At 44.7% G+C, this 12,368-nt stretch carries 7 protein-coding genes; 6 read left to right on the forward strand and 1 reads right to left on the reverse strand.

Annotated elements, in window-relative coordinates:
- Nucleotides 1–16 precede the first annotated feature (16 nt).
- From J7K41_00765 to J7K41_00785, 5 genes are all read left to right on the forward strand, one after another.
- Nucleotides 17–1,075, forward strand: coding sequence for an mRNA surveillance protein pelota (locus J7K41_00765; GenBank protein ID MCD6549231.1), 1,059 nt, complete (start codon nucleotides 17–19; stop codon nucleotides 1,073–1,075).
- 70 nt (nucleotides 1,076–1,145) lie between these two features.
- Complete coding sequence (locus J7K41_00770) at nucleotides 1,146–2,441, forward strand: tRNA (N(6)-L-threonylcarbamoyladenosine(37)-C(2))-methylthiotransferase (GenBank protein ID MCD6549232.1); 1,296 nt, start codon at nucleotides 1,146–1,148, stop codon at nucleotides 2,439–2,441.
- A gap of 20 nt (nucleotides 2,442–2,461) precedes the next feature.
- On the forward strand, nucleotides 2,462–3,805 hold the full coding sequence (locus J7K41_00775; GenBank protein MCD6549233.1) for an AAA family ATPase: 1,344 nt from the start codon (nucleotides 2,462–2,464) through the stop codon (nucleotides 3,803–3,805).
- Nucleotides 3,806–3,838: 33 nt separating this feature from the next.
- Nucleotides 3,839–4,396: a CBS domain-containing protein gene (locus J7K41_00780; protein MCD6549234.1), complete on the forward strand. Its 558-nt coding sequence runs from the start codon at nucleotides 3,839–3,841 to the stop codon at nucleotides 4,394–4,396.
- Nucleotides 4,397–4,427: 31 nt separating this feature from the next.
- Nucleotides 4,428–4,880 (forward strand): hypothetical protein, encoded by a 453-nt coding sequence (locus J7K41_00785; protein ID MCD6549235.1) that lies wholly within the window; start codon nucleotides 4,428–4,430, stop codon nucleotides 4,878–4,880.
- Nucleotides 4,881–4,920: 40 nt separating this feature from the next.
- Here J7K41_00785 and J7K41_00790 read toward each other — a convergent pair whose 3' ends face one another.
- Nucleotides 4,921–6,144 (reverse strand): GGDEF domain-containing protein, encoded by a 1,224-nt coding sequence (locus tag J7K41_00790; GenBank protein MCD6549236.1) that lies wholly within the window; start codon nucleotides 6,142–6,144, stop codon nucleotides 4,921–4,923.
- A 225-nt stretch (nucleotides 6,145–6,369) separates the two neighbouring features.
- Between J7K41_00790 and J7K41_00795 the strand changes: the two genes are divergently transcribed.
- Nucleotides 6,370–12,368, forward strand: a 5,999-nt coding sequence (locus J7K41_00795; protein MCD6549237.1) for a right-handed parallel beta-helix repeat-containing protein, incomplete at its 3' end; no start/stop codon positions are given.

Consider the following 12,368-nt stretch of genomic DNA (forward strand, 5'->3'; position numbering starts at 1 on the left):
TAACGATGTTGGTTTTATGAAGATTGTTAAAAGAATGCTCAAACATTCGCAGGGTAGAAGGTTCGAGGGTTCTGTTGTGTTAATCCCGGAAACCATCGATGATTTATGGTATCTTTATCGTATTATAGAACCGGGCGACTTTGTGAAAGCCAAGACATACAGAACCTATAAACCTACCGAATCTTCCAAACAGGAACGCAAACCCGTTACCATTACTATAGATGTAGAGAAAAAAGAATTTTCCGAATACCACAGGTCCCTTAGATTGACGGGACGTATTGTAGACGGTTACCCTTCTGAATTTGTTCAGATGGGTTCCTATCATACATTGGAACTTAAACCACATCTGACTGTGACGGTTTCTAAACGATGGTTAAATACTCATCTGTCTATGCTTGACGAAGCGTCGAAACGTTCTGAAGTGTCGGACATTTTAATAGTCGTGGTGGATGAAGAGAAGGCGTTGTTTGCTGAGGTTAAACCGCGTGGTGTTTCGTACGGTTCGGAACTGTATTCTGGATTGTCCAAACGCGAACCGCATTACGAAGAAAGGCTTCAAAAGTTCGTAACAGAAATCATAGATAAAGTGAAAGAGTTTGACGGACCGATCGTTATAGCGGGTCCGGGGTTTGTTAAAGATATGGTCAAGAACAAAATTATGGAAGAGTATCCAGAGCTCAGTGAAAGGGTGGTTTTTGAATCGTGTTCGCATGCGGAGAGGAACGGTATCGTAGAACTTATCAATAGAGGTGTTCTTGACAGGGTGATAGGTAAGACCACTCTTAAACGTGACCGTGAAGTTTTGGAGGAGTTCAAGACACATCTCGGTAAAGAAACAGGGTACGTGGTTTACGGACTTGAGCCGGTCAGTAAAGCTCTCGAATATCATGCCTTGAAGAGGTTGGTTGTTCTCGATTCTCTATTGTCCGACGTTCGTATTCGCGAACTTATTGCAAAAGCCGAAGATAACCATGTAGAGGTTACGTTTGTTTCAAACGAATCCGATGTTGCGGAAGAACTGAAAGGGTTCTCCGGGGTTATAGGTTTTCTTTATTATCCGCTGAGTCTAGATTGAAAAGTTTCATCCGGTAACAGAATGCGATCGTAGTTAAATATAAATATCACATATAAACAAAATTTAAGAAATGACGGTTCGTAGAAAAAGATTCTTCATCGAGACGTACGGTTGCGCTCTTAATCAAGCGGATTCTGCAATGATGCGTAAACAATTGTTCGATTCTGGTTACATCGAAGTGGACAACCCTATTGATGCCGATGTCATCATTCTTAATACATGCACGGTTAAGCAGGCTACAGAATCAAAGATATTTGAAAACTTCAAACGTTACAGTAAGTTAAACAAACCGATCGTGATAGCGGGATGTTTGTACAGAAGACATGAGAGATTTCTGTCGATAAATCCGAACATATCTATAATCTCTCCCGGTTCATTACGTATGATAGTTAGAGCGGTGGAATCATCCATCTCGGGAAGGAACTATTTTGATGTCCGACCATTTGATAAACATCTTCCGATGAGGTTCACCGGCCCGGTTGTAACGATACCTATAAGCGAAGGATGCCTTGGTTCGTGCACGTTTTGCGAGACACGGTTATCGAGAGGAAGACTTCGCAGTAAACGGCCGGAGTATCTCCGGAGTTTAGTTACTGAAGCGGTAGAAAACAAGGCGGTAGAAGTACGGCTTACCGCCCAAGATACCGGGTGTTACGGTATCGACATCGGAACATCTCTTACCGACCTTCTTCACAGTCTTTTGGAGATAGAAGGGGATTTCATGATCCGTTTAGGGATGATCAATCCCGAGCACGCTTACCGTATGCTTGACGACCTTATCGAAATATATACTGATAAGAAGATGTTCAAGTTCCTTCACATACCTGTTCAATCTGGAAGCGATAAGGTTCTTAAGGATATGAATAGACGGTATTCTGTTGATACGTTTGTTACGGTGGTCGAACGTTTCAGGCAGAAGTTTCCTGACATGACTATCTCTACAGACATCATCATCGGTTATCCGACCGAGTCGGAAGAAGATTTTAGGAAAACCGTGGACCTCATTAAAAGGATGCGGTTCGAAATACTTAACATATCCAGGTTTACACCGCGCCCCGGAACCCCGGCAGCTAAACTAAAACCTCTGGATAATAAGGTTGTGAAACAACGTGTTGTAGAGGTCTCTAATCTTCACAGGGTACAGAGTTTGAAACTGAACAAACAATTTATAAACAGAGAACTGAATATATTAATGACTGGAAGAAACGATACCAAAGGAACGTACATCGGTAGGACACGATGGTACAAGAAAGTAGCAGTACCGTACGACTGCATGGATATCGACCCGGTCGGACGATGGGTTAGAGTTAAAATAATGAGCGCTACGGAATCGGTGTTGATAGGCAAACCTGTTAAATTTGAATGATGTTGGGAAAGGTGTTATTCATGTGCCTTGACTTCGATACAACTTCCGAAATACCGATCCCCGAAGACCCTTTTCAGCAAGTGATCGGACAGGACGAAGCAGTTTTCAAGGCAAAGATTTGCGTTCGTCAGCATCGTCATCTCCTTTTGGTAGGTCCGCCAGGAACCGGTAAAAGTATGATTGCCAAAGCTATGTCAGAGATCCTTCCTCCACCTACTCAGGAAATACTGGTTGCCGATAACCCGTTAGATCCGTTACGTCCCAAAGTTGTAATAAGAACGATCTCATCATCCAAAAGTTCCCAAGGCCGAGCTCCTTCCTCTGTTGTAGACCCTATCGACGTGCCTTACTATGTTGCGGAAGAATTGGGTTTCAGATGTAGACGTTGTGGTAAGATAAGCGACCCAGACCTAGACATATGTCCGTATTGTCATGCTAATAAACACGATTCAGTCCTTCTCGGAACCAAAGAAAAGAAAAGGGTTGTCCGTGCCGAGGTCGATGGAGAACGTTTTACGTTTGTACGCGAGAATGATAAAATTCGTGTCTATCACAGTGAAGAGAACGATTCCGAAGAATGTAAAGTGTTGGTACCTATCGACCGTAGTCGGTTTGTCAAGGTTACCGGAGCCACAGAAGTAGAGCTTTTAGGTGACGTGGAACACGACCCGTACGGTACTGCATTAACGGCCAGTCAACCTCCCTACCGTCGTATTATTCCGGGGGCTATCCACGAAGCTCATCAGGGAATTCTGTTCATCGATGAGATCTCCGCTCTTGGTGGACTGCAGAGATATCTTCTGACCGCTATGCAGGAAAAGAAGTTTTCCATAGTAGGCAAAAATCCTTCCAGTTCTGGAGCTAGTATTCGAGTTGACGATGTACCGTGCGATTTTATACTTGTTGCAGCGGCTAACCATGCTAACTTAAACCGGATACTACCTTCCCTGAGGTCCAGAATCAGAGGTGACGGGTACGAAGTTGTTATGAATCGATGGATGGAGGACAACAATGAGAACAGGTTCAAACTGGCACGATTCGTAGCTCAGGAAATAGTTAAAGATGGAAAGATTCCTCACATGACTAAAGAGGGCGTCATCGAGATTATAAAATATGCGCGTACCGTTGCCCGAACCGTTGACAATGCGAATGGTTTGACTTTGAGGCTTAGGGCATTAGCGGGTGTGATACGTGCTGCTGGCGACCTTGCCGTTTCTGAAGGGTCAGAAGTTATAGACAAAGAACATGTGATGAAAGTCATACGTTCTGGTATAACCGCTGAAGACCAGGTATCGGATAACTGGTATACCGTTCATAGACGCGACCTTTTCGTTGGGAGCGGTTCTAACGAGGGTGTGCTGTGAAGTTTTTTAAACTTATCCTTCTTTATCCTAATCATGGAAGAAGAACTGAAAGTCGGAGACTGTATGACCAAGGGTGTTATAGCAATACCTGCTTCACGTCCTGTTATAGATGCTGCTCGTGCGATGTCTCATGCTAAAGTGGGTAGTGTTATCGTACTGAAAAACAATAAGGCAGTGGGTATCGTGACGGAGCGTGATATTGTCCGAAAGGTAGTGGCTAGGAACAGAGACCCTTCCAAAGTACGGTTATCCAGTATCATGAGTAGTCCGTTACGTGTTGTGAAGGTCGATACGTCGATAGGCGAAGCGGCACGGATCATGAGAAAATACGAAATAAAGAAGCTTCCCGTGGTTAACAATAAGGGGATGCTGGTCGGCGTGGTTACAGAAACGGACATCTTACGCGCCTATCCAGGGTTGGTCGACGTGCTTGTGGAATTGGCTGAGGTGTCCGCACCTCGGGGAAAAGAACCCGTGGTTGGAGTGTGTGAGCGTTGCGGCACGTATTCAACAGATTTGAAACTCGTAGACGGGATGTTACTGTGTAGTGAATGCAGAAAGGAGCTTGAAGAAAGCGAAGAAGAGGTTTAATGTTCTTTTACGTTTTTTGTATGGTGGTCGTGTGATCCCGGAATCAAAGCTTATCGAGCATGAGGTTACGGTTCGTCAATTGACACTTTCTAAGGAAGTGGTATTATCTAAGCGTGCTATGGTAAGATGGTTAGCATTGGCATTGGGTTTGATATCACCGAACGAATCCCGTCAATCCCTATTGGATGTTCTGGAAGTGTTGTTGGAGTTCCATTTCGACGGCGTACAACCCACTTCTGGAGATGTTATCGAAGCGGTGAACAAAAAATCATCTGCAATATCCCCCAAGACGGTACGTTATCATCTTACCCAGCTCACCAAAAAAGGGATCATACAGTGTAAAAACAGAAGGTATTCGTTCCCCAAGAGTGATTACCCTAACGATAGTTTGAGTAGTGCTGTTTACAGAGTCTACGAGAAGACGTTGAAGGAATCTTTCTCCAGAATAGACAAGGTTCTTGAAATGTTTGAACGGAATAGATAACAATCACTTTTTCATGCAAAAGTTTCGTGCGAAAGCGGGTTTACGGTGCTCCTGCACCGGTCTTGTGCTTGTTCCCTTTGTACAACCCGAACCTGAGCATCCCTTTCTCGTTGTTGGTTTTGCTCTCCAGTAGTACCATGTTGACCAAACGTTCAAAGGTTTCCGCATCCTCGTACGCATCCTTCCATACGTCTACGCCTGCGGTTACCGTTATATGAAGTTTTGGCGGAATAACCTCTTCGGTGTTTTTCTCGTACACGCCCAAGGAACGTGTATCTACGGTAAAACACATCGATTCATGAATTCTCTTTGCAAAGGGAACGTACTCGTCTTCATCTACCCATGCTATCACAGCAAACTCGTCTCCACCGCGTCTGCATGCGTATGCATCGTACCCGCTAACCGCTTCCTTAAGACGCATCCCCATCAGTTTTAGAACTCTATCTCCTACTTTATATCCGAACCTGTCGTTTATGCTTTTGAAGTTGTCGCCGTCTATCAACATGAGTGCGAGTTTTCTTCCGTTCTTTTCCGTCCTGGCACGTTCTACTTCTTTCTTCAATTGGTCTACGTAGAACCGCGAATTATACAATTTTGTCAATCCGTCGGTAATGGCGAGCTGCGACAGCGTTTTCATCAAGTCTGCCTGAGCGAACAGTTTTTCCAGAATATCGCACATCTCATTAAACACTCCAACAATATAACCTTTGTCGTGACCGTTGATAAATTCTACAACCAATAACCCATTCACAGAGGATCTCAGGTTGAGTTTTCTTACCATCAACCGTTTAGGTTGAAGTATTTCTATCGTGGGATCTTCATCTCTAATCTCTTCAAGTTCTTTTTCATTCAATACTACCGGTCTTTTGCTTGTCAGGATTTTCTTAATAAATTCTTTATCCTTCGGTATCCTCTCTTCTTTTAGCAGTTTCCATTTTTCTTGTTCGATGTACGGTACAGATGCGATGCATTCGAACCCGTCCTCTTTTTCGACCCATAGTCTCACTTTTGTTGCATGACACAGTTTTTGTGTGAGTTCGAGAATGTTATCCAACTGTTCATACGGATTATTGTGTGTCAACAGTTTGTTTATCACTTCCAGGGTATCTATAACTGCCTTTTGATAACTTCTATCCTCTAAAGGTTCCCTGCTCGTCCATATGTGCAAACCTTTACCTACTTTTTTGACTGTCTTAACTATCTTGACAACGGTCGGAAAATTCTTTGCAAACCACCTATTCTTTGAAGTTTTAACATGTGTCATATCATTACACCTTACTCTTTTTGATATTGTTATTAATTATGGATATACATGTATTTAAACCTTTTTGTCGAATTCCGGAATTTCGTCAAGTTTCGTTTTATAAATCGGACGTTTAAGGGTTGACGAAGTTGTTGTTTTATTAATTTTTGTTTTGGGATGTAAATTTTATAAACAAATATTTTTAAATATCGTTGTCAAGATTAAAACGTCATTTAGATCGGGGTGTTGGAACGAATGACGAGGTCGGGTAGGTCAAAATTCGGGATCTTGTTGGGTGCTATTACATTGTTCGTAGTGTTCTGGGTCGTTTTGTCAGTTTTGTTATTGACTCCTGCCCCTCGACAAACTTCTGTCTCGAATAAGTCATCCGTTTCTATGGACTTATCTCCGCAGTTTTACAAGTTCCCTTCTGTCCAAGGTCTTTTCAACACAATAACTATGAACATACGTTCCGATGCACCGATGATCCTGAAGAATCAATCGTTGAACGGTAGTAGACTGGGGTATGATTTAGATTCCATCGAAATGGAAACGAGGTTTGACGCTAAAACGACAACCGTCGATTTGGGTCGGCTCTATTCTGAAACTGGTGTCAAACAATCGTTGACGATCCGCAACAAACTTGATAAACCCGTGACACTCGAATTAAATTATACCGTGTTTATTCCTTCGCACACGATCATCATAAACGGGACCGAACGCACATTCGCACCTGGAGAATCTGCCAACCTTTCTTTAAGTTCCGGGAGCATAAGAATGCAGTCTAACAGTGTAGAGTTCATTCAACCTTTACCTAAGATACGGTTTGTAACAACCTCCGGTCGTGAAGGTGCTTTGGATTTCTCAGATTTTTCCTCAGTTATCAATGCAGCTTATGTGAGAAGCACCGAACAGGGTATGCATATAACCGTTTACGGAACATTCGCTCTATCCTCTCACGAATCGGTAACGTTCGACCCCGCATTAACTCGTATCCTTCCCGTCCATTCTTACGACATACAGAATATAACCGGTATGACGTTTCCCAGTTCTGTAGAGATTGATGATATCGATGATGACGGTTTCAAAGACCTTATACTGTCCGTGCGTTCAACGGTTTTCAACGGTAGCGTATGCGTAATAAAGAAATACACGAACCGGCTCTTTTCAAACCACCTCTCTTCGATAGCTACGTTGGAAGGTGCTCAAGTAGCCAGATGTTTGAGATTTAACGATATCGATTTCCCAAGGGGTACAGCGATAGGCGATATAGACGATGACGGATACAAAGAAATCGTTTCCACGGCATTCCCCAGCAGTCTGTTTATCTATGATGTAACCGCTGATCAGAGGATCGAACTACCCCTCAACTACTCATACATCGGTAGACCTTACGTGTTCGATGTTGATGATGACGGAGCGGATGACGTACTGTTCCTATCTTACGTTGATAAAGAGTTTCGTCTTGTTGTTTTCTACGGTCCTTTTGACCGGGAGACCATGTCTTTTCCTAGGGTTAGGGAGACCGGATTGGGGATGTCCGGAGACATACTGTTACCCGCGATAGTTCGTACCGACCGTTACCTTGTTGTTTCAAATCCTTCTCAGTCGTTGATTGTGGTAATGAACAGGTCCGACCTATCTACTGTGTTCACTGTCAGTAATAAAGAGATTGATCTTTTCGGTTCCTCCATTCAGGTTTTGAACGCTTCTGAAGAGACATTGCTGGTGGGAAGTGATGATGGAGTTTTTGAATTGGACCTTTTAAACAATCGGACGGAATGTTTGCTCAGCGGTCATGACGGATATGGAAGAAGTGCACTTTATGCTAAAGGAATGTTGATTGTCGGAACCCCTCCTGACACTATCTATGTGTATTCAGGCGACCTTACCAGTAAGAACATAACATTAATAAAGACGTTGCATTCATCGAGTTTCGATATCGGAGAACCATATTCAATGGTGTACGACTCTGAAACTGGTATACTTGGAATTGTCGGATACGGTTTGACTTCTGCCGGTGGCGGCATACCTCCTGAAGGTAGAATAGTATTCTATGCGTTGGAACCCGGTTATGTGACGAGTGATTGGCCGATGCATCAGGACGATGTGTATCATACAGGTATGTCCGATACGTATAAGACGGTGGTCGGTCCTTATCCTTTAGTCAAGGTATGGAACATCTCTTTATCATTGCCTTTCGGGTCAGGACTTCCCAACCAGATCTCTTTTCCGCAGTATATCAGTTATCTTAGCGGTTCTGATCATCTCGTTGTGCCCAGTGTCAGATACGGTGTGACTGTTGTAAACGCATCAGACGGCAGCATCGTATGGTATTCCTACAATCCGGATCTCGGGCTGATGTACCGATGTTATTCCGAGGATGATCGGCCTAACACGGTGCCGGTTCAACTCTCCGATAATGCAGTGTATTTAGGTATGTTAAACTCGGGTAATCCAGAACACGAAGTGTTCGGTTTCGCATCTGACATAACGTTTGATTCGCATCCTTTGATCGCCATGGCTTCCGCATCGAGTAGAGAGTTGAAATCCTTTTCATTACCTGTAAGTGACGGAACTTCGCTCTATACGGTTTTAGGAAGCGATGAGACCCCATGTTTCGTGGAGAGATTGACTCTCTCGGGTCATGGCTTGACAAAGCGAAGGTTCGACCTCGATTCTTCTATCGTCACATCCGTAACGGGTAACATGATAATATACAATCATACCCTGTTCATACCTTCCGAATCATATCTGACCGGATACAGTCTTCCACTTACGGGGTTGGGTCTGCGTGCTCTGCTAACACCCTCTGTTGTCATAGATATTCCCGATTCGTCGGAAGTGGCAGTTGTCGGCGGGTCGGGATATGTTTACATCTTCGGTAGGAAGACGATGAAAGGGTTGTACGTGGAAAAAGCAGATCCGGAATCTGGAGAGGTATACTGGAGATACACCTTTTCCGACCCCTCTTCTGGAAAAACAACTGTAAAAACGCCTGCTCTTTATGGTGATATCCTGGTTCTTCCAGTGTACGATAGACTTATGGCTGTTAATGTATCCAGTTCACCGGACGATCCGTCCTTTGTGCTCTGGACTTCGTTAATTCTGGGTGAAACTGATGAGGTCGATGTATCTGCACCGGTTATAGGGTCGAACGGGATAGGTTATGTCACATACGTATACGATAATGCTCCGGGGTCAGAGGCGATGGGTGTCATACCGTTCAACGTATCCGATGGGACGGTCTATTACTCGCAAGGCGCTGTTGAACATATCGGCCGACCGTTCCGACCGATCGTTCCGACGCTTAAGAAGGGTATGCTGTTTGCAATCGCTTATGATAAATTGTTCGCATACGCAAATCCCCCTGCATCGCCGTGCACGTGTTCGGTCAGTATCGGAAATTCGTTAGACGAATGTTACGAGATAGGTGATAACATAACCGTTATACCTAAGGTGATTACGAGCCCGTCCTGTTCATGTGATGCCACCGGGCCTTTCGGTCCTGTTCAATCATGTCTCTTCGGTTCGGTACAACTCTACAATTCTACCGGGGACCTGGTTTACACAACAGATTACGTTTACGGAGGTCTTCCTGTCGATATACCTACATCCTCCCTTGACCCTGGTGAGTATACCATCGTTGTAACCGGTAATTTCAGCGATATTTCTTCAGGTACCGTATCCTGCAGTTCTTACACATCTGCATCATTCACAGTTAACCGGACCTGCGGACCCTCTCCTGGACCCGTTCCAATCCCTATAACGAACTGCACGGTAATAAACAGTCCCGGTGAATATTATCTTGCTAACGATATAACTGTCACGGGTACGTTGTCGGGTCTTGCTCCGCCTTCAACGCTGGTCGCGGATACGACCACACCCCATCTCTACCGATTTATGAGTCATTATCCGAACCCTGTATTCTGTTGCATTCTTGTCAACACTTCCGATGTATCGATAGACATGAACGGTAAACATCTGGTAGCTGACGGATTGGCGTTGAGCAGTATGCTTTACGAATCCGGCGGGATATGCGGACGTCACGTGTCCGATGTCGAACTGTACAATGGGTCGGTATCTGAATTTGATAGGGGTGTAGTATTCGTCCACGGGTCGAACATTTCCGTATATAACATGTCTATCGAGGGTTCGGACGATCTTGCCTACGGTTTAGAAGTTCCCGGTGGCGGTGATTGCAAGACGACAGCGGTCTCCATAACCGATGTGACGGATGCACTGTTGAAAGACCTGAGAACTGTTAAGTACCGCGCAGGTTTACAGATTGTGTCCTCTTCAAACGTGACTGTTCATAACACTACCCATGTCACAGATACCTATGGTATGGAGTTGGGATGTTCGTTACTCGGTAATAGACCGAATCGTGATGTCCTTGTCAATAGTTCCGTGTTCAGCGATTGTATGTCCGGGATCCATGTCGCATCTGCGAACAACGTTTCAATAACAGAATCTTTGTTTGACAGAGACCGTGCCATGGGCATTGAACTGTACACCGCTTCGTCTAACATCAGTATAACCGACAACGTCTTCTATAAAGTCAACGTAGATTCTCCCGATGTCACAGCCGATTACGGTGCAATCGTGTTCCGGTACATTAACAATCTTACCGGTAAAACGATTATAAAGAACAATCTGTTCCTGAACAATTCTCGCGCCATATATTTCGAGTCCGGTTGGAACCGAAATAAACAGTACCATGAGATACTGGTTTCTGATAACAACATAACTAGAAGTTCTGTAGCGGGTATAGAACTCCGTTCCTTGAACTATGTCAATTCGATCAGGTTTGAGGATAACAATATCTCAAACAACGAAAGGGGTGTATGGTTACATCCGCCGATACCGGCAGGTGCTGGATATCCGAGGGTGAAGTATATTTCCTTTGGTACGTTCAACACGACCGGATGGACAGGTGTTCTTTTTGTAGTTAACATTACTGATCCTTCTAATCCGGTAGGTAACGCAGAGCTTGTGCTACCGTCCTGTTCGTCTTCGCCCTTGGGGTTGCGTTTGGAGTCTTTCTATTCCAATAAGTATGGGATCGTTGACCTATCGAGGGCTGATTCGTGTTATCCGCCCGGTAGGGTCGAGTTACCTGTTTTCGTTCAAGGATGTCAACCCAGATCAGGTATATCGCCGAATGTAAAGGTTAATTTGAAGGTTCTGGACGAGAACTTCCGCCGAGTGACTAGGAACACCACAACTTACACGAGTTATTCTCTACGTACCCGTTCCAGTGTTAACATTAGTTTGACTTCAGAAGGGAGGTACTATGTGATAGGGAGCGTTGACTGCGAATATCCGACAATGCCAACTTTGAACGAGCGTTACGATTTCTTCCCGTTCACGTTTGTCGTCAGTAACAGTTGTCCCAGTCCGAGGTTTGCGTTTTCTGTCTATCCGATGTATTCAAACATGAACACTACTTTGCCTTGTCTGTGGATGGACAGCAATATATCCGACTTCGGATTCGTGATTCGTGTCAACGGTAGTGTACCGTCTTCCTACATATGGAGAGGTGTGAATGTAGATGTTAAACCCGTTCCAATACGTAGTTACATGAGGTACGGTGGTGTGAGCAGAACCGTGGACGTTTCCGGTTACAGATACAACCTCTCCTTTAACGGAGATTACGTCTGTTTCAACACCGTAGCAGATGTTCAGGATGATGTAATGTACGCGCCTGAACCGGGGGTCCGTGGCGTAACTGTGTTTACTGATGTCACCTGCTCACCGTCGAAGTCGCAGTCTTCAACCGTTTCATCGGTGTGTTCGTATACCTGCCCTTCCCATTCCCCGCCTTGTGTCTGCGATTTAGATATAACTGGTGTCGAACCCACGTCCGCAACAACTACTGGTGTCACCAACGATACTAACATAACTGTGTATTATGAACTCGAATATTCTGGTAGTTGCCCGAGCTATTCTTGCGATAGCATCGGTTACATTGTGTCAGGCCCTGTAGGTTCCTCGAGTCCCATAATAATACTTAATTCATCCTCACCCTCTATGCCCGGTCCGATCTCATCTGGATGCGATGCATCGTCGGGCTTGGTTACCGGTAACTTTACGTTCGCGTTCAAGTGCGGTCACCCGGCAGGTAATTATACGGTTACCGTTTTCGGTCCGAGCGGATGCGGTAGGGACACAGCACATGTGAACTATACCGGATGTTCGGTATGCGCTCATCTGAACGAAAACTGTGATACGGTACCGTGCTG

It is taken from the genome of Candidatus Micrarchaeota archaeon (assembly GCA_021163225.1).
Classification (GTDB): Archaea; Micrarchaeota; Micrarchaeia; order Anstonellales; family JAGGXE01; genus JAGGXE01.